The organism is Streptomyces sp. NC-S4 (genome assembly GCF_054353315.1).
The window spans coordinates 5,031,534-5,055,388 of the sequence record NZ_CM135937.1 but is presented as its reverse complement, the minus strand read 5'-3'; the positions used below and the strand labels follow the sequence as shown (position 1 = coordinate 5,055,388).

Sequence of the window (23,855 nt, the reverse complement as noted above, 5' to 3'; positions counted from 1 at the left end):
TCACACCGCCCTCATCAGCAGGGTCGCGGCGATCAGGACCACCGTGCCCCCGAACATCGAGACCGCGTAGCTGCGGGCGTAGCCGTTCTGCAGCTTGCGCAGGCGGCCCGAGAGCCCGCCGACCGAGGCGGCCGTCCCGTTGACCACCCCGTCGACCACGCTGTGGTCGAGGTACACGAGCGAGCGGGTCAGGTGCTCCCCGCCGCGCACCAGCACGACATGGTTGAAGTCGTCCTGGTAGAGGTCCTTGCGGGCCGCCCGGGTGAGGAACGAGCCGCGCGGGGCGACGACCGGGACGTGCCGCTTGCCGTACATCGCCCAGGCGATGCCGACTCCGACGAGGAGCATCACCATGGTGGCCGCGGTCACCGTCATGGCACTGACCGGCGGATTGCCGTGTGAGTAGCCCGTGACGGGCTCCAGCCACTTCAGGAAGCGCTCGCCGATCTCGAAGAAGGCGCCGGCGAAGACCGAGCCGAAGGCCAGGATGACCATCGGGATCGTCATGGACTTCGGGGACTCGTGCGGGTGCGGCTCGTGGCCTTCCGCATCGGGCTGCCAGCGCTTCTCGCCGAAGAAGGTGAGGAGCATGACGCGGGTCATGTAGAAGGCGGTGATGCCGGCGCCCAGCAGGGTGACCCCGCCGAGGATCCAGCCCTCGGTGCCGCCCTTCGCGAAGGCCGCCTCGATGATCATGTCCTTGGAGAAGAAGCCGGACAGCCCCGGGAAGCCGATGATCGCCAGGTAGCCGAGGCCGAAGGTGACGAAGGTGACCGGCATGTACTTCCGCAGGGCCCCGTACTTGCGCATGTCGACCTCGTCGTTCATCCCGTGCATCACGGAACCGGCGCCGAGGAAGAGACCGGCCTTGAAGAAGCCGTGCGTCACCAGGTGCATGATCGCGAAGACGTAGCCGATGGGGCCGAGGCCCGCGGCGAGGATCATGTATCCGATCTGCGACATCGTCGAGCCCGCCAGGGCCTTCTTGATGTCGTCCTTCGCGCAACCGACGATCGCACCGAAGAGGAGCGTGACCGCGCCCACGACGGTGACCACCAGCTGGGCGTCAGGCGCCCCGTTGAAGATCGCGGCCGAGCGGACGATCAGGTACACGCCCGCGGTCACCATGGTGGCCGCGTGGATCAGGGCCGAGACCGGGGTCGGGCCCTCCATCGCGTCCCCGAGCCAGGACTGCAGCGGGACCTGGGCCGACTTGCCGCAGGCGGCCAGCAGCAGCATCAGGCCGATCGCCGTCAGCGTGCCTTCGGAGGTCTTGTCCGCCGAGGCGAACACCGGCCCGAAGGCGAAGGTCCCGAAGGTGGTGAACATCAGCATGATCGCGATCGAAAGGCCGATGTCGCCGACGCGGTTGACCAGGAAGGCCTTCTTAGCGGCGGTGGCCGCGCTGGGCTTGTGCTGCCAGAAGCCGATCAGGAGGTACGAGGCGAGGCCCACGCCCTCCCAGCCGAAGTACAGCAGCAGGTAGTTGTCGGCGAGGACCAGCAGCAGCATGGCCGCGACGAACAGGTTGAGGTAGCCGAAGAAGCGGCGGCGGCGCTCGTCGTGCTCCATGTACCCGATCGAGTACACGTGGATGAGCGTGCCCACCCCGGAGATCAGCAGGACGAAGGTCATCGACAGCTGGTCCAGCTGGAAGGCCATGTCCGCCTGGAAGCCCTCGACGGGGATCCAGGTGTACAGGTTCTGGGTCAGCGTCCGGTCCTCGGCCGTGCGCCCCAGCATGTCGGCGAACAGTACGACGCCGATCCCGAAGGAGGCGGCCGCGAGCAGGGTGCCGATCCAGTGACCGACCTTGTCGAGGCGCCGGCCGCCGCAGAGCAGCACCACCGCTCCGAGCAGGGGCGCCGCGATCAGCAGCGCAATCAGGTTCTCCACAGCGACCCCTTACAGCTTCATCAGGCTGGCGTCGTCGACCGAGGCCGAGTGGCGGGTACGGAACAGCGACACGATGATCGCCAGGCCGACCACGACCTCCGCGGCGGCGACGACCATCGTGAAGAACGCGATGATCTGGCCGTCGAGGTTGCCGTGCATCCGGGAGAACGCGACGAAGGCGAGGTTGCAGGCGTTGAGCATCAGCTCGACGCACATGAACAGCACGATCGCGTTCTTGCGGATCAGGACCCCGACGGCACCGATCGTGAACAGCAGGGCCGCCAGGTACAGGTAGTTGACCGGATTCACTTCGAGGCCTCCTCACGGCCGAGGCGCTCCGAGGAGGCCTGCTCAAGTGCCTTGAGGTCGTCGATCGCCTGGCTGGAGACGTCCCGGATCTGACCGCGGGCGCGCAGCGTCCGGTTGACGGTCAGCTCGGACGGGGTGCCGTCCGGCAGCAGACCGGCGACGTCCACCGCGTTGTGCCGGGCGTAGACGCCGGGCGCGGGCAGCGGCGGGAGCTGGACGCCGTCGCGGACCCGCTTCTCGGCGAGTTCGCGCTGGGTGGCGGCCCGTTCGGTGCGCTCGCGGTGGGTGAGCACCATCGCGCCGACGGCCGCGGTGATCAGCAGCGCGCCGGTGATCTCGAAGGCGAAGACGTACTTGGTGAAGATCAGCTGCGCCAGGCCCTCGATGTGCCCGCCCGAGTTGACCCGGCCGAGCCCGTTGAAGTGGGTGAGCCCGGCGTTGGCGATGCCGGCGATCAGCAGGATGCCGAAGCCGAGCCCGCACAGGGCGGCCAGCCAGCGCTGCCCCTTGATGGTCTCCTTTAGGGAGTCGGCGGCGGTGACGCCGACGAGCATGACCACGAAGAGGAAGAGCATCATGATCGCGCCGGTGTAGACGATGACCTGGACGACGCCCAGGAAGTACGCCCCGTTGGCGAGGTAGAAGACGGCCAGGATGATCATCGTCCCGGCCAGGCTGAGGGCGCTGTGCACGGCCTTCTTCATCAGGATCGTGGCCAGTGCGCCGATGACGGCGACCGTGCCGAGGATCCAGAACTGGATCGCCTCGCCCGTGGAGGTCATGGAGGTGGCGGAGGCGGCGATGGCGCTCATGCGTCCACCTCCGCGGACTGCCCGTTCTCCGGAGCGACTTCGCCGGCGACTTCGCCCTTGGAGACCGCGACCTGCCGGACGGTGCCCGGGGCGGCCCCGGTCACCAGCCCCTGGTAGTAGTCGGTGTCGTCCATACCGGGGAAGATCGAGTGCGGTGCCTCGACCATGCCCTCGGTCAGGCCGGCCAGCAGCTGTTCCTTGGTGTAGATGAGCGATTCGCGGCTGGAGTCGGCCAGTTCGAACTCGTTCGTCATGGTCAGCGCCCGCGTCGGGCACGCCTCCACGCACAGCCCGCACAGGATGCAGCGGGCGTAGTTGATCTGGTAGACCCGGCCGTACCGCTCACCCGGGGAGTAGCGCTCCTCCTCGGTGTTGTCCGCGCCCTCCACGTAGATCGCGTCGGCGGGACAGGCCCAGGCGCACAGCTCGCACCCGATGCACTTCTCCAGACCGTCGGGGTGCCGGTTGAGCTGATGCCGTCCGTGGAAGCGCGGTGCGGTCGTCTTCTCCTGCTCCGGGTACTGCTCGGTGAGGCGCTTCTTGAACATGGCCTTGAAGGTCACGCCGAAGCCCGCCACCGGGTTCTGCCACTTCTCGTCGGACATCTCTCAAGCCTCCTCTCGGTCACTGTCAGTATTCGCCCCGCCACTGACAATCAGCTCCCGCTCGGTGCGGGACCGCCTGCGCGGTACGGGTGCCAGGTGCTGTCCGGGCTTGGGCGGTACGGGGAAGCCGCCCGCCAGCGGGTCGAAGGGTTCGGCGTCGTGCACCGCCCCGGCGGCCGCCGTCCTCTTGTCCCGCTTGTCGCGGAAGACGTCCGCGACGAAGGAGAGGAGCAGGATCGCCACGACGGCACCGCCGACGTAGAGGACGATCTCGCTGAAGTCGTACGCCTCGTTGCGCAGCGCCCGGACGGTGGCCACCAGCATCAGCCAGACCACCGAGACCGGGATCAGCACCTTCCAGCCGAGCTTCATCAGCTGGTCGTAGCGCACGCGGGGCAGCGTGCCGCGCAGCCAGATGAAGAAGAACAGCAGCAGCTGCACCTTGAGGACGAACCAGAGCATCGGCCACCAGCCGTGGTTCGCGCCCTCCCAGAAGGAGCTGATCGGGTACGGGGCCCGCCAGCCGCCCAGGAAGAGGGTGACCGAGACCGCCGAGACGGTCACCATGTTGACGTACTCGGCCAGCATGAACAGCGCGAACTTGATGGACGAGTACTCGGTGTTGAAGCCGCCGACCAGGTCGCCCTCGGACTCCGGCATGTCGAAGGGGGCGCGGTTCGTCTCGCCGACCATCGTGACGACGTAGATGATGAAGGACACCGGCAGCAGGACGATGAACCAGCGGTCCTCCTGGGCCTCGACGATCGCCGAGGTCGACATGGACCCGGAGTAGAGGAAGACCGAGGCGAAGGCGGCGCCCATCGCGATCTCGTAGGAGATCATCTGCGCGCAGGAGCGCAGGCCGCCGAGGAGCGGGTAGGTGGAGCCGGAGGACCAGCCCGCCAGCACGATGCCGTAGATGCCGACCGAGGCCACCGCGAGGATGTAGAGCATCGCGATGGGCAGGTCGGTCAGCTGCATCGTGGTGCGCTGGCCGAAGATGGAGATCTCGTCGTCCGCGGGCCCGAAGGGGATCACCGCGATGGCCATGAAGGCCGGGATCGCCGCGATGATCGGGGCCAGGACGTAGATCACCTTGTCGGCCCGCTTGACGATGATGTCTTCCTTGAGCATCAGCTTCACGCCGTCGGCGAGCGACTGGAGCATGCCCCAGGGGCCGTGCCGGTTCGGGCCGATGCGCAGCTGCATCCAGGCGACGACCTTGCGCTCCCACACGATGGAGAAGAGCACCGTCACCATCAGGAAGGCGAAGCAGAAGACCGCCTTCAGCAGGACGAGCCACCAGACGTCCTTGCCGAACAGGGACAGGTCCTCGGCAGCGAGTTGAACGGTGTTCACGCGCCCACCTCCGCAGTGGTGTCGCCTGCGCCGGCCGGGGTCGCCGGGCCGATGCGTACGAGGGTGCCCGGGCGGGCGCCGGCGTCGGCGAGGACGCCGGAGCCGGTGGAGTTCAGCGGGAGCCAGACCACGCGGTCGGGCATCTCGGTGATCCGGAGCGGGAGTTCCACGGAGCCGGCCGGGCCGGTGACCGCGAGGACGTCTCCGTCCTTGACGCCCGTCTCGGCGGCCGTGGCGGCCGAAAGGCGGGCGCTCGCCTCGTGCCGGGTGCCGGCCAGGGCGTCGTCGCCCTCCTGCAGCCGGCCGAGGTCCAGGAGGAGCCGGTGGCCCGCGAGGACCGCCTCGCCGGTGCCCGGGCGGGGCAGCGCCACGGTGTCCGCGCTCTGCGCGGCGGCCCGCTCCCCGGCCCACGGGCCGAGCCGGTCGATCTCCCGGCGTACGGCGTGCACGTCGGGCAGGGCGATCGGCCGGTCGGCGGCGTCGGCCAGCATGTGCAGCACGCGGGCGTCGGCCGGGGCGAGCCTGCGGGTCATCTGGTCGGGCTTGAGGGCGGCCTCGAACGGCCTGACCCGGCCCTCCCAGTTGATGAAGGCGCCCGCCTTCTCGGCGACCGCGGCGACCGGGAGGACCACGTCCGCGTGGTCGGTGACCTCGCCGGGCCGCAGTTCCAGGGAGACCACGAAGGCCTCCTGGAGGGCGGTCCGCGCGCGGGCCGGGTCCGGCAGGTCGGCGACCTCGACGCCCGCGACCAGCAGGGCCGAGAGCTCCCCGGTGGCCGCGGCCTCGACGATCTGGCCGGTGTCGCGGCCGTAGCGGTGCGGGAGTTCGTCCAGGCCCCAGGCGGTGGCGACCTCGTCGCGGGCGCGCGGGTCGGTGGCGGGGCGGCCGCCCGGCAGCAGGGACGGCAGCGCACCCGCCTCGACGGCGGCCCGCTCACCGGCCCGGCGCGGGATCCACACCAGGGTGGCCCCGGTGACCCCGGCGGCCCGTACGGCGGCGGTCAGCGCGCCCGGCACCCCGGCGAGGCGCTCCCCGACGAGGATGACCGCGCCGGGCAGCCGCAGGGCCTCGGCGGCTTCGGCGCCCCCGGTCTCCAGGCCGGTCCGGGAGGCCAGCGCGTCGAGCCACTCGGGCTCGGTGCCGGGTGCGGCGGCCAGCAGGGTGCCGCCCGCCTTCTGAAGGCCGCGGGTGGCGAAGGGGGCGACGGAGAAGGTCCGCTGCTTCCGCTTGCGGTGGGCCTTGCGCAGCCGCAGGAAGACGCCGGGGGCCTCCTCCTCCGCCTCGATGCCGACGAGCAGCACCGCGGGGGCCGCCTCCAGGGCGGTGTACGAGAGCCACTGCCCGCCGAGGTCGACCCCGTACCCGGCGACCTCCGAGGCCAGGAACTCGGCCTCCTCCGCGCTGTGCACGCGGGCCCGGAAGTCGATGTCGTTGGTGTCGAGCACCACCCGGGCGAACTTGGCGTACGCGTAGGCGTCCTCGACGGTGAGCCGGCCGCCGGTCAGCACCCCGGCCCGGCCGCGCGCGGCGGCGAGCCCGTTCGCCGCGGCCTCCAGGGCCTCGGGCCAGCTCGCCGGCTCCAGCACCCCGGCGGCGCTGCGCACCAGCGGGGTGGTCAGCCGGTCCGGGCGCTGCGCGTAGCGGAACCCGAAGCGGCCCTTGTCGCAGATCCACTCCTCGTTGACCTCGGGGTCCTCGGCGGCGAGGCGTCGCAGGACCTTGCCGCGCCGGTGGTCGGTGCGGGTCGCGCAGCCGCCCGCGCAGTGCTCGCACACGCTCGGGGAGGAGACGAGGTCGAAGGGGCGGGAGCGGAACCGGTAGGCGGCCGAGGTGAGGGCGCCGACCGGGCAGATCTGGATGGTGTTGCCGGAGAAGTACGACTCGAAGGGGTCGCCCTCGCCGGTGCCGACCTGCTGGAGCGCGCCGCGTTCCAGCAGCTCGATCATCGGGTCGCCGGCGATCTCGTTGGAGAAGCGGGTGCAGCGCGCGCACAGCACGCACCGCTCGCGGTCCAGCAGCACCTGGGTGGAGATCGGGACCGGCTTCTCGTAGGTGCGCTTCTTGCCCTCGAACCGCGATTCGGCGTTGCCGTGCGACATCGCCTGGTTCTGCAGCGGGCACTCACCGCCCTTGTCGCAGACCGGGCAGTCCAGCGGGTGGTTGATGAGCAGCAGCTCCATCACCCCGCGCTGGGACTTGTCGGCGACCTCCGAGGTCAGCTGGGTCTTGACGACCATGCCGTCGGTGCAGGTGATGGTGCAGGAGGCCATCGGCTTGCGCTGGCCCTCCACCTCGACGATGCACTGGCGGCAGGCGCCGGCCGGGGAGAGGAGGGGGTGGTCGCAGAACCGGGGGATCTCGATGCCGAGCTGCTCGGCGGCCCGGATGACGAGGGTGCCCTTGGGCACGGACAGTTCGATGCCGTCGATGGTCAGCGAGACGGTGTTCTCCGGTGGAACCGCCGCTGCGCCCCCGGAGGCCGCTGGAGTGGTGACGGTCATGCGTTCACCTCCGTGTCGGCCCAGAGGGTCGACTTCCTGGGGTCGAAGGGGCAGCCCTTGCCCGTGATGTGCTGCTCGTACTCCTCGCGGAAGTACTTGAGCGAGGAGTAGATCGGGCTGGCCGCGCCGTCGCCGAGCGCGCAGAAGGACTTGCCGTTGATGTTGTCGGCGATGTCGTTCAGCTTGTCGAGGTCGGACATGACGCCCCGGCCGGCCTCGATGTCGCGGAGCAGCTGGACCAGCCAGTAGGTGCCTTCGCGGCACGGGGTGCACTTGCCGCAGGACTCGTGGGCGTAGAACTCGGTCCACCGGGTCACGGCCCGCACCACGCAGGTCGTCTCGTCGAAGCACTGCAGGGCCTTGGTGCCGAGCATCGAGCCGGCGGCGCCCACGCCCTCGTAGTCGAGCGGGACGTCGAGGTGCTCGTCGGTGAACATCGGGGTGGAGGAGCCGCCCGGGGTCCAGAACTTCAGCCGGTGCCCGGGGCGCATGCCGCCGCTCATGTCGAGGAGCTGGCGCAGGGTGATGCCGAGCGGGGCCTCGTACTGGCCGGGGCCGGCGACGTGCCCGGAGAGCGAGTACAGCGTGAAGCCGGGGGACTTCTCGGTCCCCATCGACTTGAACCAGTCCTTGCCCTTGTTCAGGATCGCGGGAACCGAGGCGATCGACTCCACGTTGTTGACGACAGTGGGGCACGCGTAGAGCCCCTCGACCGCCGGGAAGGGGGGACGCAGCCGGGGCTGGCCGCGCCGGCCTTCGAGGGAGTCGAGCAGCGCCGTCTCCTCGCCGCAGATGTACGCGCCCGCGCCCGCGTGCACCGTGATGTCGAGGTTGCGCCCGGTGCCGTCGATGTCCTTGCCGAGGTATCCGGCCGCGTACGCCTCGCGCACGGCCTCGTGCAGGCGCCGCAGGACGGGCACCGTCTCCCCGCGCAGGTAGATGAAGGCGTGCTCCGAGCGGATCGCGTAGCAGGCGATGATCATTCCCTCGATGAGGGAGTGCGGGTTGGCGAAGAGGAGGGGGATGTCCTTGCAGGTTCCCGGCTCCGACTCGTCCGCGTTCACGACGAGGTAGTGCGGCTTTCCGTCGCCCTGCGGGATGAACTGCCACTTCATTCCGGTGGGGAAGCCCGCGCCGCCGCGTCCGCGCAGGCCCGAGTCCTTCACGTAGGCGATGAGGTCGTCCGGGGTCATCGCGAGCGCCTTGCGCAGGCCCTCGTACCCTTCGTGGCGCCGGTAGGTCTCCAGCGTCCACGACCTCGGCTCGTCCCAGAAGGCGGACAGCACGGGGGCGAGGAGCTTCTCCGGGCTGGTCCCGCCGCCGGCCGCCGGATGGGAGGTGCCCCCATTGCCCCCGTTGCTCAGTTCGGAAGACACCGACATCACTCCCCTCCCTCGGTGGTGGCCTCGCCGCGCGGGTGGACGATCGGGGTGTGGGCGGACTCGCCGCGCGCGATGCGCAGCCCGATCAGGGAGGCGGGACCGGCGCCGCCGGTCGCCTCGACCGCGCCCTCGCGCTCGTCCGGGAAGCCGGCCAGGATCCGGGCGGTCTCCTTGTACGTGCACAGCGGCGCGCCCCGGGTCGGCGAGACCTCGCGGCCGGCCAGCAGGTCGTCGACCATGGCCTTGGCGGACTGGGGGGTCTGGTTGTCGAAGAACTCCCAGTTGACCATCACCACGGGGGCGTAGTCGCAGGCCGCGTTGCACTCGATGTGTTCGAGGGTGACCTTGCCGTCGGGGGTGGTGCCGTTGTTGCCGACCCCGAGGTGCTCCTTGAGCTCCTCGAAGATGGCGTCGCCGCCCATCACCGCGCACAGGGTGTTCGTGCAGACGCCGACCTGGTAGTCGCCGGAGGGCCCCCGCCGGTACATCGTGTAGAAGGTCGCCACGGCCGTGACCTCGGCGGTGGTCAGGCCCAGTACCTCGGCGCAGAAGCGGATGCCGGTGCGCGAGACGTAGCCCTCCTCGGACTGTGTCAGGTGCAGCAGCGGCAGCAGGGCGGAGCGGCTGTCGGGGTAGCGCGCGATGACCTCCCTGGCGTCGGCTTCGAGGCGCTCGCGTACCTCCGCCGGAAAGTCGGGGGCCGGCAGCTGGGGCATGCCCAGCGAGACCCCTTGGTTCGAAGGACTGGCGGTCATCGGTCGACGCCTCCCATCACGGGGTCGATGGAGGCGACGGCGACGATGACGTCGGCGACCTGGCCGCCCTCGCACATCGCGGCCATGGCCTGCAGGTTGGTGAAGGACGGGTCGCGGAAGTGGACCCGGTAGGGGCGGGTCCCGCCGTCGGAGACGACGTGCACGCCGAGCTCGCCCTTGGGCGACTCCACGGCCGCGTACGCCTGGCCGGGCGGTACCCGGAAGCCCTCGGTCACCAGCTTGAAGTGGTGGATGAGGGCCTCCATGGAGGTGCCCATGATGTTCCTGATGTGGTCGAGCGAGTTGCCGAGGCCGTCGGGGCCCATCGCGAGCTGCGCCGGCCAGGCGATCTTCTTGTCGGCGACCATCACCGGTCCGGGTTCCAGGCGCTCCAGGCACTGCTCGACGATCCGCAGCGACTGGCGCATCTCCTCCAGGCGGATCAGGAACCGCCCGTAGGAGTCGCAGGTCTCGGTGGTCGGCACGTCGAACTCGTAGTTCTCGTAGCCGCAGTACGGGTCCGACTTGCGCAGGTCGTGCGGCAGGCCGGCGGAGCGCAGGATCGGGCCGGTGGCGCCGAGCGCCATGCAGCCGGTGAGGTCGAGGTAGCCGACGTCCTGCATGCGGGCCTTGAAGATGGGGTTGCCGGTGGCGAGCTTGTCGTACTCCGGCAGGTTCTTCTTCATGGTCTTGAGGAACTCGCGCAGCTGGTCGACGGCGCCCGGGGGCAGGTCCTGGGCGAGGCCGCCGGGGCGGACGAACGCGTGGTTCATGCGCAGTCCGGTGATCAGCTCGAAGATGTCGAGGATCAGCTCGCGGTCGCGGAAGCCGTAGATCATGATCGTGGTCGCGCCCAGCTCCATGCCGCCGGTGGCGATGCACACCAGGTGGGAGGAGAGCCGGTTGAGCTCCATCAGCAGGACGCGGATGACGGTGGCGCGGTCCGGGACCTGGTCGGTGATGCCGAGCAGCTTCTCGACGCCCAGGCAGTACGCCGTCTCGTTGAAGAACGGCGTCAGGTAGTCCATGCGCGTCACGAAGGTGGTGCCCTGCGTCCAGTTCCGGAATTCGAGGTTCTTCTCGATGCCGGTGTGCAGGTAGCCGATGCCGCAGCGGGCCTCGGTGACCGTCTCGCCGTCGATCTCCAGGATCAGGCGCAGCACTCCGTGGGTGGAGGGGTGCTGCGGACCCATGTTGACGACGATCCGCTCGTCGTCGGCCTTGGCCGCGGACTGGACGATCTCGTCCCAGTCGCCGCCGGTGACGGTGTAGACGGTGCCCTCGGTCGTCTCGCGAGCGGAGGCGTGGTTTTCTGCGTCGTTCGAGAGGGGGGACATCAGCTGTACGACCTCCGCTGGTCGGGAGCCGGGATCTGGGCGCCCTTGTACTCGACGGGGATGCCGCCGAGCGGGTAGTCCTTGCGCTGCGGGAAGCCCTGCCAGTCGTCCGGCATCATGATCCGGGTGAGGGCCGGGTGGCCGTCGAAGACCAGGCCGAAGAAGTCGTACGTCTCGCGCTCGTGCCAGTCGTTGGTCGGGTAGACGGAGACGAGCGAGGGGACGTGCGGGTCGCCGTCCGGGGCGGACACCTCCAGCCGCAGGATCCGGCCGTGCGTGAGCGAGCGCAGGTGGTAGACGGCGTGCAGCTCGCGGCCCTTGTCCCCGGGGAAGTGCACGCCGGAGACGCCGGTGCAGAGCTCGAAGCGCAGGGCCGGGTCGTCGCGCAGGGTGCGCGCGACCCGGACGAGGTGCTCGCGGGCGATGTGGAAGGTGAGCTCGCCCCGGTCGACCACCGTCTTCTCGATGGCGTTGCCGGGGACGAGGTCCTGTTCCTCCAGTGCGCCTTCGAGCTCGTCGGCCACCTCGTCGAACCAGGAGCCGTACGGGCGGCCCGTCGCGCCGGGCATGGCCACGGTCCGCACGAGGCCGCCGTAGCCGCTGGTGTCCCCGCCGCCCGCGGCACCGAACATGCCCTTGCGGACGCCGATGACCTCGGGGCCCTGGTCACGCGGCGCAGGGACGTTGCTGCCGTTGCTGCCGTTCTCCGGCTCTTGGGTCTCGCTCACCGGAGCAGCCCCTTCATCTCGATGGTGGGGAGGGCCTTGAGGGCCGCCTCCTCCGCCTCACGGGCCGCTTCTTCCCGGTTCACGCCGAGCTTTCCGCCCTGGATCTTCTGGTGGAGCTTGAGGATCGCGTCCATCAGCATCTCGGGGCGCGGCGGACAGCCGGGCAGATAGATGTCCACCGGGACGATGTGGTCGACGCCCTGGACGATCGCATAGTTGTTGAACATTCCGCCCGAAGATGCACAAACCCCCATGGAGATGACCCATTTGGGAGCCGGCATCTGGTCGTACACCTGCCGCAGCACCGGCGCCATCTTCTGGCTGACCCGCCCGGCCACGATCATCAGATCGGCCTGGCGCGGGGAGCCGCGGAAGACCTCCATGCCGAAGCGGGCCAGGTCGTACCGGCCCGCTCCGGTGGTCATCATCTCGATGGCGCAGCAGGCCAGACCGAAGGTCGCCGGGAAGACGGACGACTTGCGCACCCATCCCGCGGCCTGTTCGACGGTGGTCAGCAGGAAGCCGCTCGGCAGCTTCTCTTCCAGTCCCATGGAAAATTCAGCCCCTCAGTCCCATTCCAGACCGCCGCGGCGCCACACGTAGGCGTAGGCGACGAAGACGGTGAGCACGAAGAGCAGCATCTCGACGAGCCCGAAGATCCCCAGGGAGTCGAAGGTGACGGCCCAGGGGTAGAGGAAGACAACCTCGATGTCGAAGACGATGAAGAGCATCGCCGTCAGGTAGTACTTGATCGGGAAGCGGCCACCGCCGGCCGGCATCGGCGTCGGTTCGATGCCGCACTCGTAGGCTTCGAGCTTTGCCCGGTTGTACCGTTTTGGACCGATCAGCGTGGCCATGACCACGGAGAAGATCGCAAACCCTGCGCCGAGGGCGCCGAGCACGAGGATGGGCGCGTACGCATTCACGCTCCTCGCTCCTTCCAGTCGTCCTTGACCGTTGGACCGCTGCTCCGGCGCCGCGTGCGCCGCCTCGCGAAGATCGCGCCCTCCGATCGGGCGCTTGCATGTGAGGCAGTTCACAAGCCGGGCTGGTGCGCATCTTATGCCCGCTCGTCTGTGATCTGCGACACGGGTAACAACACCGAGTTTGTGATCTCCACCACCTGACGAACGATCATGAAGCCCGATGAGTGGTGATCTTCATACGCGAAGCATCCACATGATCACCAAAGGTGACATCCGGGCCCGTTACCGCAGGTAGAAGGCGGCTCGCCCTATCAAACGATGACCGGTGCAGGCAAATTGGCAGACGGGGTCCGGAGGTGATAAAGGGATCGGCGTCCCCCGGTCGAGGGAGTCCATGTGTACGGAGGTGGACGCGGGGCAGGCGCGGGGTGGACGGACCCAGGGGCGGGAGTGCCGGCGGGGGCCGGAGGGTCGCACGAGGCGCACGCCGCCATGCGCACCGCCGCCGGCGCGGGTGCCGCGCGAGTACGTGCTTCCGTTCACGAACCTCTCGGCGCGTTCACAGGAAGGTCACGGGAGGGGCACAGCGTCCGCATGGCGTGACACGACTGTGACCTGCACCACTCCGAATCGAGCCTTCCGAAAGAGGGCTTGGCCATCTGTGCGGAGTGATGGTAGGTCAAGGACCAATTGGGACTTAATTCCGAAACCCCATGATCACAGCCTTGTGAGGGCCTGTCCGATTCGCCCGTTACGGCGTCAATAAGAAGTCGGACGCGTCCGGTTCACGCCTTTCTCGCGCAACTGTGGCGCACCCCACGTTTCTTGAAGGGAACCCGGACGCCCTGATAGCGGTTGTCCTCATGTCCCACACCGCTCACATACCCAGCCACCGGAAGCCCCGCCGCAGCGCCTCGAAGCTCGCGGTCCGCGCCGGAGTTGCCGGTGGCGTCCTCAGCACCCTGGCCATGGCCGGCACCGCGAGCGCGTCCCCGTCCGCCGAGCCCGTGGCCGAGACGACGCTCGAAATGCCGGTCCTCAACCTGGACCTGGGCGCCGACGTCTCCTCCGCCGTCACGGTGGCCGCCGAGAACACCCGTCTCGCGGCCGTAGAAGGCGAACTGACCGCCCAGGAGGAGAGCGCCCGTACCGGCGCCGCCGCCGAGGCGAAGCAGGCCAAGGAAGAGGCCCAGAAGAAGGCCGACGCCGAGAAGGCCGAGAAGACGGCGAAGGAGGAGGCCGCCCGCAAGGCCGAGGCCGAGCGCTCCAGCCGTGGCTCCGAGCGCACGACGCTGAAGAGCGCCGCCGCCCCGCAGGGCACCGGCACCGTCTCCGCCCCGGCCACCGGCTCCGCCGCGGCCATCGTCAACTTCGCCCGCGCGCAGGTCGGCAAGGCGTACGTGATGGGCGGCACCGGCCCGTCCTCGTTCGACTGCTCCGGTCTCGTCCAGGCCGCCTACCGCCAGGCCGGCGTCACCCTGCCGCGCATGTCCCAGGCGCAGTCCTCCTTCGGCACCTCGGTGTCGCTGAACGCCCTGCAGCCGGGCGACATCCTGTACTGGGGCTCCAAGGGCAGCGCGTACCACGTCGCCATCTACGTCGGCGGCGGCAAGTTCGTCGGCGCGCAGAACCCCAGCACCGGCATCGTCGAGCGCAACCTCAGCTACGACAAGCCGACGGGCGCCGTCCGCGTCCTCTGAGCACCGCTCGGACGCAGGCACCCAGGCACGCCCAGGGCCGGTACTCCCCCGCTCGGGGGCGGAGTACCGGCCTGGAGCCGTTCTTCGTGCTTCCCGGGCCGTCAGGGGGTGCCCCAGGGCCCCCGGGGCCTCCTCAGACCAGCGAGGCCGCCAGCTTGAAGCGGGCCTCCCGCTGCTCCTTGTAGAGCGCGAGCGTCTCGGCGTGCTCCTCGACGAGCCGCTCCTGGTACGCCTTCTCGACCGCGCCCCAGATGCCGACGAGGTTCACCTCGCGCTTGCACGCGACGTCGGCCTTGGCCGCCGTCACGGCCTTCGGACCGCCCAAGGCGTCCTGCAGGCCGAGCTTTTCGACGACGTCGTACGGTGATTCGATCCCGGCATATCCCGACTTGTCCATGCAGGACGACCACTTCTTGAGGGCGTCGACGACCCGGGAGTCCTGCCGGGAGCGGTCGTGCGCCTCCGAGGCCAGACCGAACGTGAACATCAGGTCCACGCTGTCCTTGGTCGGGGCGTACAGCTTGCGGAACCCCTCGCGCCCGCACCCGCCGGCCGGCACCTTCTGCCCGGCCGCCGTCAGGCCGCTGTCCACCAGCGCGGCCTCCTCCTCGGAGTTCGCGTCGGGAGCCGTGCCGCCCTGCGCGCCCGGCCGCTCGCCGTTCATCACCACGTACGCGCTGTCGCTCAGCTGCGGGGCGGCGGGCTTGGCCGGATTCCCCTCCCCCGCCGACTTGTCGTAGCCGTGGGCCGCCGCGTACGCCGGATCGGCGAGGCCGAAGAGGTACTCGTGCCGGTCCTCGGCCCCGGCGCCGGGGGCCTCGGCCGGTCGCACGCCCTCGTAGGTGAACCCGTACCGGGCCATGCACCGGGCGACCAGGGTCTGCTGGACCTGGCCCATCCGGATCCGTTCGGCCCCGGTGTCCGTGTACGCGTCCATCGGGAGGGACAGCGCGGCCGTCGCCGGGTTCACCTCGACGGGACCGAGTTCCGGTTCACCGCCTCCGGAGCCGCCGGTCCCGGCGCAGCCGGCCAGGAGGGCGGCCGCCAGCAGAACGGCGGCCGGGGCGGCGGGCCGGCGGCGCCGGGAGGTGTTCATCGCGTGGCACTCCTCGTGCTGGATCCGGACTACGGGTGGAGGGTGTACTTGGCCGAGCTGATCTTGTTCTTGAAGGTGGCCGAGGCGTTGCCCGCGTAGTTCGACGGGATCTCCCCGACGTTGCCGCCCAGGTCCTTGTCCGTGCCGACCTTCCAGGCGTAGACGTCCCGGTTCCGGTAGGACTCGGTGGTGTCGTTGATCCAGCTCCCGCTGGCCGAGCAGGACCCCTGGTACTTGTCGTCGCTGAAGTTCACGTCGCTCGTGGCCAGGTCGAAGACACAACCGGACTGGTTCTGCCAGTAGAAGAGCCCGAACTCCTGGTTCTCCAGATTTCCGTCGCGCCCCCAGGCGGCCGCCGGACCCGCGGTTCCCAGCAGAATGGCGCCGAACGAAACGGCGGCGGCGCAGCCGGCCGTCAGCTTGCGCATTGCGTTGCCCATCACGCTTACCTCACTCTTCGGGTGAAAATCGGAGTGTTCGGGGCGGACCGGGGTGACGTATTTCCGCCCGGCAGGGGATTCAACAGCGAACCTCCTGCCGGTTCAAGCTTCTTCTCAGCTGATGGATAGTCAACTCTGTTGTCCGATAGGTAACTTGTCCCGCCCGGACCCGGGTCCCTACTATCTGGCGCGCGCTCCCCCACCCGTCGAAACGGATGCGCGGAATCCACTCCTACCGACACAAGGGGAAACCCGTCGTGCACGCGAGATATCTGACCCCTCTCCTTCTTCTGTGCATTTCACTGACGGGATGCGGCGGCGGCGACAAAAAACCCGTGGTGAGCGACAGCCCGCCCCCCACTACCGAGGAAATCGCTTACTACGACTGCCTGAAGAAGCAAGGAGTGGCGATCGTGTACACGGAATACGGTGCTCCGCGCGAGGACAAGTCGAAGCCCTGGAACAACGGGGCGCACCGGACCTGCGCGCCGCTGCTGCCGCCCCCGCCGAAGCCCCAGCCGGCCGAGCCCGCCCGGATCGCCGCCGCGCAGAAGGAGTCCGCGTGCCTGCGGGCCGAGGGCGTCTCCTGGTATCCGGACCCGGACCCGGTCACCGCCCAGATCGACGAGCGAAGGGGCACTCCCGAGCAGTGGAGCTCGCTCAAGCGCGACCACCTCGACGCGCTGAAGAAGTGCCGGCCGGAGGGATGAGCGGACCGGAGCGGGTCGTGGGGCGCCCCGGGGCCGCGGCCCCCTCCCCGGCGGGCCCCGGGGACGACCGCGGCGGACTCGCGCGCGGGCGGCGCGTGGTGCTCGCGATCGTCGGCGGGGCCGCTCTGATGGCGGTCGGCGGGCTGCTGGCGACCACGCTGGTCAAGTCTCCCGCGCAGGTGGCCGCCGAGACCGCCCCGCCCGCCCAGGGGCCCCTGACCGCCGACGTCGAGCGGCGGGTGCTCGCGCGGACCGTCGTCATGCGCGGGACGGTGGTCGCCGACCAGAGCATGGTGGTGTCCCCGCAGGGGGTGCGCTCCGGCGAGGGGACGGGCGCGGCCCTGGTGACCAAGCTGCCGCTGCGGGCCGGGGACCCGGTCACGGCGGGGCAGCTGGTCGCCGAGGTGTCCGGGCGGCCGGTGTTCGCCCTGCACGGCACCCAGCCGATGTACCGCGATCTGAAGCCCGGGGCCACCGGCGACGACGTCGCGCAGCTGCAGCGGGCACTGCGCGAGCTCGGGCACGGCACCGGCGGCGACGCGAAGGGCGTCTTCGGGGCCGGTACCAAGGCCGCGCTCGCCGCCCGCTACCGGGCCATCGGGTACGAGCCGCTGCCCGCGGCCGCCGACGGGGGCGCGGCCCTGAAGTCGGCGCGGGAGGCCGTGCGGGCCGCGACCTGGGCCCTGGAGGACGCGAGCAGCCCCGTGTCCGCCGTGGGGGCGCCCGCGGAGGGCGGATCCGGCAAGGGCGGGGCCGTGCCGGGCCCCGGCGCGACGACGAGCCCCGCTCCCGGCCCCGGCGACTCAGGGTCCGGGTCCGGGTCCGGCTCCGGGTCCGGGTCAGGCGTCGGCGCCGGCTCCGGGTCCGGGTCCGGGTCAGGCGCCAGGTCCGGGGCCGGGTCCGGGTCAGGCGCCGGCGCCGGCTCCGGCGGCCGTCCCGGCTCCCCGTCCGGCCGGGAGCTCGCGCGGGCCCGGCAGGCCCTGGGCGAGGCCCAGGCCGCGCTCGCGGCCGCCGAGGCGGCCGACGGGCCGATGCTGCCCGCCGCCGAGACCGTGTTCCTGGGAACCTTCCCGGCCCGCGTCAGCTCGGTCGGCGCCCGCGCCGGCGCCCCCGTGTCCGGGCCGGTGCTCACGCTCTCCGGCGGCGAGCTCGTCGTCGAGGCCTATCTCAAGGACGACAAGCGACAGCTGCTGCGTGCCGGGATGACCGTGGTGATCTCCTCCGAGCTCTCCGGCACCGATGTCCGCGGCAAGGTGGCGGGAGTCGCCGCCGAGCGGTCCACCGCGCAGCCCGCCGGACCGCAGCCGCAGCAGGACCCCGGCCAGAACCCGAAGGGCGGCGCAGGCGGTGGCCCCGGCGGCGGCGCCGACCTCGGCCACCGGATGGTGGTCCGCGCCGACCAGCCACTGCCGGCGGGCTTCGCCGGGCAGGACGTCCGGCTGACCGTCGAGTCCGCCGCCACCGACGGCGAGGCGCTCGTCGTCCCGGTCACCGCCGTCTCGGCGGGCGCGGACGGACGTACGGTCGTCACCGCCGTGTCCGCCGAAGGCACCCAGCGGCGCATCGAGGTGCGGACCGGCACCAGCGGCGACGGCTTCGTGGCCGTCACCCCGGCGCAGGCGGGCGCCCTGGCCGCCGGGACCAAGGTGGTGATCGGGGTCGCACCCCGCGGGACCCGGGGAAAGAACGGATGACGCTCCTGTCCGGGCGGTCCCCGTGGTCCCGGAAGTCCCGGCCGCCCTCCGGCGACGAGAGCCGCGAGCGCGACGGCGAGTACGACGGCGAAAGCCCCGTGATCGAACTGCGCGGGGTCGGCCTCACCTACCCCGGGCCGCCGCCCGTCGAGGCCCTGCACCCCTGCGACCTGACCGTCCGGCGCGGCGAGTTCGTCACCGTCGTCGGCCCCTCCGGCTCCGGAAAGTCCACCTTCCTCAACATCGCCGGGCTGCTCGACTCCCCCACCAGCGGCCGCTACCTGCTCGACGGGATCGACACCGCCGCCCTCCCCGACCGGGAGCGCACCGCCCTGCGCGGCCGCCGGATCGGATTCGTCTTCCAGTCCTTCCACCTCCTCCCCCACCGGTCCGCCCTGGAGAACGTCACCCTCGCCATGCTCTACACCGGCATCCCGCCCGCCCGGCGCCTCGTACGGGCCCGCGAAGCCCTCGACCGGGTCGGTCTCGGGCACCGCGCCGGTGCCGTACCCGGCCGGCTGTCGGGCGGCGAGCGCCAGCGGGTGGCGATCGCCCGCGCCCTGGTCGGGCGCCCCTCGCTGCTGCTGTGCGACGAGCCGACCGGCAATCTCGACTCCGTGAACGCCGCGTCCGTCCTCGGGCTGCTGGACGAAGTGCACCGGGCCGGAATGACCGTCCTCGTCATCACGCACGACCCCGGGGTGGCCCGGCGCGGCACCCGGACCGTGACCCTGCGCGACGGGCGGCTGGATCCGTGAGCCCCGTCGCACCCACCCGGCTGTCCGTGCGCGACGCCCTGGCCGAGGCAGTCGCCGGGATGCTGCGCCGTCCCGGCCGGGCCGTGCTCACCGCCCTCGGCACCGTCCTCGGCGTGGGCAGCTTCGTGGCCGTGCTCGGTCTCACGGCCACCATCTCCTCGCAGATCGACGCCAGGTTCGACGTCCTGACCGCCACCGAGGTCGGCGTCGAGGACGTCGCCGCCCAGCACGACGAGTTCGCCGGGACCGGCTTCCCCGCCGACGCCGAGCAGCGGCTGCGCGCCGTCGCGGGCATCGAGCACGCCGGGGTGCTGTGGACGGTGCGGCTCGACCCGCGCACCGCCGTCGCCACCCTGCCGTCCGGCGCCGGCGACCCGGCCACCGGGGCGGCCGTCGTCGCCGCCTCCCCCGGTGCCGTCGCCGCCCTCGTACCGACCCTGCAGCAGGGGCGGCTCTACGACGACTTCGCCGAGCGCGGCCACGAGCGCGTCGTCGTCATCGGCAGCGGGCTCGCCGCCCGCCTCGGCATCACCACCCTGGCCACCCGGCCCGCCCTCTACATCGGCCAGGAGCCCTTCACCGTGGCGGGCATCGTCGCGGACCTGCGCCGTCGGCCCGAACACCTGATGTCGGTCCTCGTCCCGCGCGCCACCGCCGAGCGGCTCTGGGGGCCGCCCCCGCCCGGCGGCGCGACCATGCTGATCTCCACCCGGCTCGGCGCCGCCCGCCAGGTCGCCGCCCTCGCCCCACTCGCGCTGCGCCCCGACCACCGCGAGTACCTCAAGGCCGTCCCGCCGCCCGATCCGCGGACGCTGCGCTCCGGTGTCACCGCCGACCTGAGTGCGCTCTTCCTGCTGCTCGCCGGGATCTGCCTGGTCATCGGCACGGTCGGGATCGCCAACACCACCCTGGTCGCCGTACTGGAGCGGACCGGTGAGATCGGGCTGCGCCGGGCGCTCGGCGCGCGGGGGCGGCACGTCGCGGCCCAGTTCCTCACCGAGTCGGCGGCCCTGGGGGCCCTCGGCGGCCTGGTCGGCACCTCGCTGGGCGAGCTGACCGTGGTCGCCGTCGCGCTCGCCCGGGACTGGACCCCGGTGATCCATCCGGTCACCGTCGCCGCGGCCCCGCTCGCCGGCCTGGTCACGGGCCTGCTGGCCGGGCTCCATCCCGCCTGGCGGGCGGCCCGTGTCGAACCGGCCGAGGCCCTGCGAAGATAGCGGGAGCGCGCGCCCGACCCTCGGGGCCGCCCCGACCCGCCCCGACCCGCCCTGGAGCTGGTGGTCCCGTGAACCCGAAGCCGTACACGTCCCACGGCGCCGGCGACCCCACCGCGGTCCCGGCCGCGCTCGGGCTCGGCCTGCTCGCGGTGGGCGGCTGGCTGCTGACCACCGCCCGCCCCTGGCACAAGCCCGGTCACCCGTTCACGCTGGGCCTCGGCTGGACCGCCTCGGGGGCGCTGCTGGTGTGCGGGCTGGTCCTGCTGGCCAGGTGCGTCCGTACCGTCCACGGCCGCCCGGAGCCGGACGCGGACGTGCCCGCACCCACCGGAGCGGGCACGGGCACGGACGGCTGACCGGGTCGGCCGATCGCTCGGCCGGCCGGTCGGCTCAGGGCCGGTCGGCTCAGGCCTTCGGAGCCACCTTCGAGAGGCCGTTGATGATGCGGTCCATCGCGTCGCCGCCCGTCGGGTCGGTCAGGTTGGCGAGCATCTTCAGGGTGAACCGCATGAGCACCGGGTGGGTCAGACCGCGCTGGGCGGCGATCTTCATCACCTTCGGGTTGCCGATCAGCTTCACGAAGGCACGGCCCAGGGTGTAGTAGCCGCCGTAGGTCTCCTTGAGCACCTTCGGGTAGTTGTGCAGCGCCAGTTCCCGCTGGGCCGGGGTGGCCCGGGCATGGGCCTGCACGATGACGTCGGCCGCGATCCGGCCCGACTCCATGGCGTACGCGATGCCCTCGCCGTTGAACGGGTTGACGAGCCCGCCCGCGTCGCCGACCAGCAGCAGGCCCTTGGTGTAGTGCGGCTGCCGGTTGAAGGCCATCGGCAGGGCCGCGCCGCGGATCGGCTGCGTCATGTTCTCGGGGGTGTAGCCCCAGTCCTCCGGCATGGAGGCGCACCAGGCCTTGAGGACCTCGCGCCAGTCCAGCTCCTTGAAGGCGGAGGAGGAGTTGAGGATGCCCAGGCCGACGTTGGAGGTGCCGTCGCCCATGCCGAAGATCCAGCCGTAACCGGGCAGCAGCCGGTCCTGCGGACCGCGCCGGTCCCACAGCTCCAGCCAGGACTCCAGGTAGTCGTCGTCGTGCCGCGGCGAGGTGAAGTACGTCCGCACGGCCACGCCCATCGGGCGGTCCTCGCGCCGGTGCAGGCCCATCGCCAGGGACAGCCGGGAGGAGTTGCCGTCGGCCGCGACGACCAGCGGGGCGTGGAAGGTGACCGGGGTCTTCTCCTCGCCGAGCTTCGCGTGCACGCCCGTGATGTGACCGGTGCGCGCGTCGCGCACGGGCTCGCCGACGGTGCAGCGCTCGTACAGCCGGGCGCCGGCCTTCTGTGCCTGGCGGGCCAGGGTCTCGTCGAAGTCGTCGCGCTTGCGGACGAGTCCGTAGTCCGGATAGGAGGCGAGTTCCGGCCAGTCCAGCTGGAGCCGCTGGCCGCCGCCGATGATCCGCAGGCCCTTGTTCCGCAGCCAGCCGGCCTCTTCGGAGATGTCGATGCCCATCGCCACCAGCTGCTTGGTGGCGCGCGGGGTCAGGCCGTCGCCACAGACCTTCTCGCGCGGGAACGCCGTCTTCTCCAGCAGCAGGACGTCCAATCCGGCCTTGGCGAGGTAGTAGGCGGTGGTCGAGCCGGCGGGCCCGGCCCCGACGACGATCACGTCCGCGGAGTGTTCGGAGAGGAGCTCGGTCACTGCGGGATCTCCCGAAGGCTCGATATAGGGTGCCAGGCGGCACCGGACATGTGCAGTCTATGCAGCGAGAGAGATCGCGATCCGAAGGGTGCCTCCGATGACCACCTCGCCGACCCGGCCGCTTCCCGCCGTGCAGCTGCGCGTGCCCACCGACGAGGACGCGCACGCCTGGCACGCGGCCTTCGCCGACCCCGATGTGATGGAGTTCCTGGGAGGTCCCGCGGAGCTGTCCGCGTACGAGGAGTTCACCGCGCGTCAGCGCATGCACGACGCCCAACTGGGTTACTGCCTGTGGACCCTGGTGGACGCGCAGGACGAGGTCATCGGCTTCACCGGCGCCCAGCCGTGGCCCCGGGAGAAGGAGTGGGGCCCGGTCGGCGAGATCGAGATCGGCTGGCGGCTGGGCCGCTCGGCATGGGGCCAGGGCTACGCGTATGCCGCCGCGCTCGCCACGCTGGAGCGGGTCCGCGCCGCCGGTGTCCCGCACGTGGTGGCGATGATCGATGCCCGGAACGCGCGTTCGGTGGCGGTGGCGGAGCGTCTGGGCATGACCCTGGCCGAGGAGTTCACCACGCCGGGCGGGAATCCGGGGCGGCGCTACGTCCTGGACCTGCGCAGCGGAGGGGAGTGATCCGTGTCCGTCGGCATCAGCCGCCCTCCGCGGCCCGAACCGTCCGGCGGGCCCTCCACTGCCGTCAGGCGGCTGATCACCGGCCTTTCGCTGTGGTGGACGGCCGTGCCGGTGGTGTTCGTGGCGCAGGCGTCCATCTGGTCCGCGGGGGTCCGCGGCCCGCTGGGGGAGGGTGTCGCCCGCGTGCTGCTGTGGACGTGCATCGGCGGGGTCGTGCTCGCACCCGCCCTCGGCCTCGTGGTGGCGCGGGCCGCCGGGCACGCCGGGGCGCGCAAGCGGTTCGCGGTCATGGGCGCCCTGTCCCTGGGCTTCTGTCTCCTCGTCGCCCTTTTCTTCCGGTTCGCCATGGAATGCGCTCCGGGCGACGGCTCCTGCTCCTAGAAGACCGAGAGCCCGGTCAGCGTGGTGAACCGGTCGAGGGCGGCCACGCCCGCCACCGAGTTGCCCCGGGCGTCCAGGCCCGGGCTCCACACCGCGAGGGTGCACTGGCCCGGGACGACCGCGACGATGCCGCCGCCCACCCCGCTCTTGCCGGGCAGCCCGACGCGGTAGGCGAACTCGCCCGCCGCGTCGTACGTCCCGCAGGTCAGCATCACCGCGTTGATCTGCTTGGCCTCGCTGCGCGTCAGCAGCCGCGTGCCGTCCGCGCGGAGCCCGTGCCGGGCCAGGAATCGTCCGGCACGGGCCAGGTCGGCGCAGCTCATCTCGATGGAGCACTGCCAGAAGTAGTGCTCCAGCAGCGCGGGCACCGGGTTGTCGATGTTCCCGTACGAGGCCATGAAGTGGGCGACGGCCGCGTTGCGGTCGCCGTGCTCCTGCTCGGAGGCCGCGACCTCGGCGTCGAACCCTATGTCCGGGTTCTGGCTCTCCTGCCGCAGGAACTCCAGCAGTTCGCTGCTCGCGTCGCCCGTCAGGGTCTGGAGCCGGTCGGTGACGACGAGGGCGCCCGCGTTGATGAAGGGATTGCGCGGAATGCCGTTTTCGTACTCCAGCTGGACGAGCGAGTTGAACGGGTTGCCCGAGGGCTCCCGGCCGACCCGCTCCCACAGGCTGTCGCCGCCCTCCGCCAGCGCCAGGGCGAGTGCGAAGACCTTGGTGATGGACTGGGCGGAGAAGGGGACCCGCCAGTCGCCCACCCCGAAGACGTTGCCGTCGAGGTCGGCGATGGCCATCCCGAACTGCCGCCGGTCCACGCAGGCCAGCGCCGGAATGTACTCGGCCGGGGTGCCGCTGCCGATCAGCGGGGCGATGTCGGCGGCGATCCGCTCCAGCAGGGGCCCGTAGTCCGTGGGCGCGACGTCAGGCACCGC

The 23,855-nt window shown here is 71.2% G+C and carries 23 protein-coding genes and 1 pseudogene; 8 read left to right on the top strand and 16 right to left on the bottom strand.

The features are described 5' to 3' along the window. The 12 genes and pseudogenes from nuoL to ACXNSR_RS22700 form a co-directional block, all read right to left on the bottom strand. Complete coding sequence (gene nuoL, locus ACXNSR_RS22755) at positions 1-1,896, bottom strand: NADH-quinone oxidoreductase subunit L (RefSeq protein WP_458637366.1); 1,896 nt, start codon at positions 1,894-1,896, stop codon at positions 1-3. Between the two features lie 9 nt (positions 1,897-1,905). Further along, on the bottom strand, positions 1,906-2,205 hold the full coding sequence (gene nuoK / locus ACXNSR_RS22750; RefSeq protein WP_030016652.1) for an NADH-quinone oxidoreductase subunit NuoK: 300 nt from the start codon (positions 2,203-2,205) through the stop codon (positions 1,906-1,908). Next, complete coding sequence (locus ACXNSR_RS22745) at positions 2,202-3,017, bottom strand: NADH-quinone oxidoreductase subunit J (RefSeq protein WP_458637365.1); 816 nt, start codon at positions 3,015-3,017, stop codon at positions 2,202-2,204. The genes nuoK and ACXNSR_RS22745 overlap by 4 nt, the downstream gene beginning before the upstream one ends. After that, positions 3,014-3,622 (bottom strand): NADH-quinone oxidoreductase subunit NuoI, encoded by a 609-nt coding sequence (gene nuoI, locus ACXNSR_RS22740; RefSeq protein ID WP_458637364.1) that lies wholly within the window; start codon positions 3,620-3,622, stop codon positions 3,014-3,016. Before nuoI ends, ACXNSR_RS22745 begins: the two co-directional genes overlap by 4 nt. A 3-nt stretch (positions 3,623-3,625) precedes the next feature. Continuing rightward, a complete protein-coding gene (gene nuoH, locus ACXNSR_RS22735; protein WP_458637363.1) occupies positions 3,626-4,981 on the bottom strand; it encodes an NADH-quinone oxidoreductase subunit NuoH in 1,356 nt (451 codons plus the stop codon). Continuing rightward, complete coding sequence (locus tag ACXNSR_RS22730; RefSeq protein WP_458637362.1) at positions 4,978-7,482, bottom strand: NADH-quinone oxidoreductase subunit G; 2,505 nt, start codon at positions 7,480-7,482, stop codon at positions 4,978-4,980. Before ACXNSR_RS22730 ends, nuoH begins: the two co-directional genes overlap by 4 nt. Beyond that, positions 7,479-8,864: an NADH-quinone oxidoreductase subunit NuoF gene (gene nuoF / locus ACXNSR_RS22725; RefSeq protein ID WP_458637361.1), complete on the bottom strand. Its 1,386-nt coding sequence runs from the start codon at positions 8,862-8,864 to the stop codon at positions 7,479-7,481. Before nuoF ends, ACXNSR_RS22730 begins: the two co-directional genes overlap by 4 nt. Further along, complete coding sequence (gene nuoE / locus ACXNSR_RS22720) at positions 8,864-9,619, bottom strand: NADH-quinone oxidoreductase subunit NuoE (protein ID WP_030010009.1); 756 nt, start codon at positions 9,617-9,619, stop codon at positions 8,864-8,866. The genes nuoF and nuoE overlap by 1 nt, the downstream gene beginning before the upstream one ends. Continuing rightward, the gene (locus ACXNSR_RS22715) at positions 9,616-10,956 is read right to left on the bottom strand and encodes an NADH-quinone oxidoreductase subunit D (RefSeq protein ID WP_458637360.1); all 1,341 of its coding nucleotides are present in this window, start codon (positions 10,954-10,956) and stop codon (positions 9,616-9,618) included. The genes nuoE and ACXNSR_RS22715 overlap by 4 nt, the downstream gene beginning before the upstream one ends. Continuing rightward, a pseudogene (locus ACXNSR_RS22710) lies at positions 10,956-11,738 on the bottom strand (NADH-quinone oxidoreductase subunit C); the annotation flags it as partial. The pseudogene ACXNSR_RS22710 and the gene ACXNSR_RS22715, both read right to left, overlap by 1 nt. Continuing rightward, positions 11,681-12,235 (bottom strand): NuoB/complex I 20 kDa subunit family protein, encoded by a 555-nt coding sequence (locus ACXNSR_RS22705; RefSeq protein ID WP_030162005.1) that lies wholly within the window; start codon positions 12,233-12,235, stop codon positions 11,681-11,683. The pseudogene ACXNSR_RS22710 and the gene ACXNSR_RS22705, both read right to left, overlap by 58 nt. 15 nt (positions 12,236-12,250) lie before the next feature. After that, positions 12,251-12,610 (bottom strand): NADH-quinone oxidoreductase subunit A, encoded by a 360-nt coding sequence (locus ACXNSR_RS22700; protein WP_030010013.1) that lies wholly within the window; start codon positions 12,608-12,610, stop codon positions 12,251-12,253. An 863-nt stretch (positions 12,611-13,473) separates the two neighbouring features. Here ACXNSR_RS22700 and ACXNSR_RS22695 point away from each other — a divergent pair. Then, the gene (locus tag ACXNSR_RS22695; RefSeq protein ID WP_458637359.1) at positions 13,474-14,310 is read left to right on the top strand and encodes a C40 family peptidase; all 837 of its coding nucleotides are present in this window, start codon (positions 13,474-13,476) and stop codon (positions 14,308-14,310) included. Positions 14,311-14,443: 133 nt separating this feature from the next. Here the strand turns inward: ACXNSR_RS22695 and ACXNSR_RS22690 are convergent, their stop codons facing one another. Both ACXNSR_RS22690 and ACXNSR_RS22685 read right to left on the bottom strand, forming a co-directional pair. Further along, the gene (locus ACXNSR_RS22690) at positions 14,444-15,406 is read right to left on the bottom strand and encodes a hypothetical protein (RefSeq protein ID WP_458637358.1); all 963 of its coding nucleotides are present in this window, start codon (positions 15,404-15,406) and stop codon (positions 14,444-14,446) included. A 29-nt stretch (positions 15,407-15,435) separates the two neighbouring features. Then, complete coding sequence (locus ACXNSR_RS22685) at positions 15,436-15,846, bottom strand: hypothetical protein (protein ID WP_458637357.1); 411 nt, start codon at positions 15,844-15,846, stop codon at positions 15,436-15,438. 413 nt (positions 15,847-16,259) lie between these two features. On the opposite strand from ACXNSR_RS22685, the gene ACXNSR_RS22680 reads away from it, so the two are divergent. From ACXNSR_RS22680 to ACXNSR_RS22660, 5 genes are all read left to right on the top strand, one after another. After that, on the top strand, positions 16,260-16,556 hold the full coding sequence (locus tag ACXNSR_RS22680; RefSeq protein WP_458637356.1) for a hypothetical protein: 297 nt from the start codon (positions 16,260-16,262) through the stop codon (positions 16,554-16,556). Beyond that, entirely contained in the window at positions 16,553-18,250 is a 1,698-nt protein-coding gene (locus ACXNSR_RS22675; RefSeq protein ID WP_458637355.1) for a peptidoglycan-binding protein, read from the top strand. Before ACXNSR_RS22680 ends, ACXNSR_RS22675 begins: the two co-directional genes overlap by 4 nt. Then, positions 18,247-19,008 (top strand): ABC transporter ATP-binding protein, encoded by a 762-nt coding sequence (locus tag ACXNSR_RS22670; RefSeq protein ID WP_458637354.1) that lies wholly within the window; start codon positions 18,247-18,249, stop codon positions 19,006-19,008. Before ACXNSR_RS22675 ends, ACXNSR_RS22670 begins: the two co-directional genes overlap by 4 nt. Then, complete coding sequence (locus ACXNSR_RS22665; RefSeq protein ID WP_458637353.1) at positions 19,005-20,225, top strand: ABC transporter permease; 1,221 nt, start codon at positions 19,005-19,007, stop codon at positions 20,223-20,225. The genes ACXNSR_RS22670 and ACXNSR_RS22665 overlap by 4 nt, the downstream gene beginning before the upstream one ends. 68 nt (positions 20,226-20,293) lie before the next feature. Further along, complete coding sequence (locus tag ACXNSR_RS22660; RefSeq protein WP_458637352.1) at positions 20,294-20,581, top strand: hypothetical protein; 288 nt, start codon at positions 20,294-20,296, stop codon at positions 20,579-20,581. Positions 20,582-20,630: 49 nt separating this feature from the next. Here ACXNSR_RS22660 and ACXNSR_RS22655 read toward each other — a convergent pair whose 3' ends face one another. Beyond that, a complete protein-coding gene (locus tag ACXNSR_RS22655) occupies positions 20,631-21,914 on the bottom strand; it encodes a geranylgeranyl reductase family protein (protein ID WP_458637351.1) in 1,284 nt (427 codons plus the stop codon). Between the two features lie 97 nt (positions 21,915-22,011). Here ACXNSR_RS22655 and ACXNSR_RS22650 point away from each other — a divergent pair, with 97 nt between their 5' ends. Both ACXNSR_RS22650 and ACXNSR_RS22645 read left to right on the top strand, forming a co-directional pair. Then, complete coding sequence (locus ACXNSR_RS22650) at positions 22,012-22,545, top strand: GNAT family N-acetyltransferase (protein WP_458637350.1); 534 nt, start codon at positions 22,012-22,014, stop codon at positions 22,543-22,545. Between the two features lie 3 nt (positions 22,546-22,548). Continuing rightward, complete coding sequence (locus tag ACXNSR_RS22645) at positions 22,549-22,926, top strand: hypothetical protein (protein ID WP_458637349.1); 378 nt, start codon at positions 22,549-22,551, stop codon at positions 22,924-22,926. Here the strand turns inward: ACXNSR_RS22645 and ACXNSR_RS22640 are convergent. After that, positions 22,923-23,852, bottom strand: a complete 930-nt coding sequence (locus tag ACXNSR_RS22640) for a glutaminase (RefSeq protein ID WP_458637348.1) — start codon at positions 23,850-23,852, stop codon at positions 22,923-22,925. The two genes, ACXNSR_RS22645 and ACXNSR_RS22640, sit on opposite strands and share 4 nt — an antisense overlap. Between the last annotated feature and the right edge of the window lie 3 nt (positions 23,853-23,855).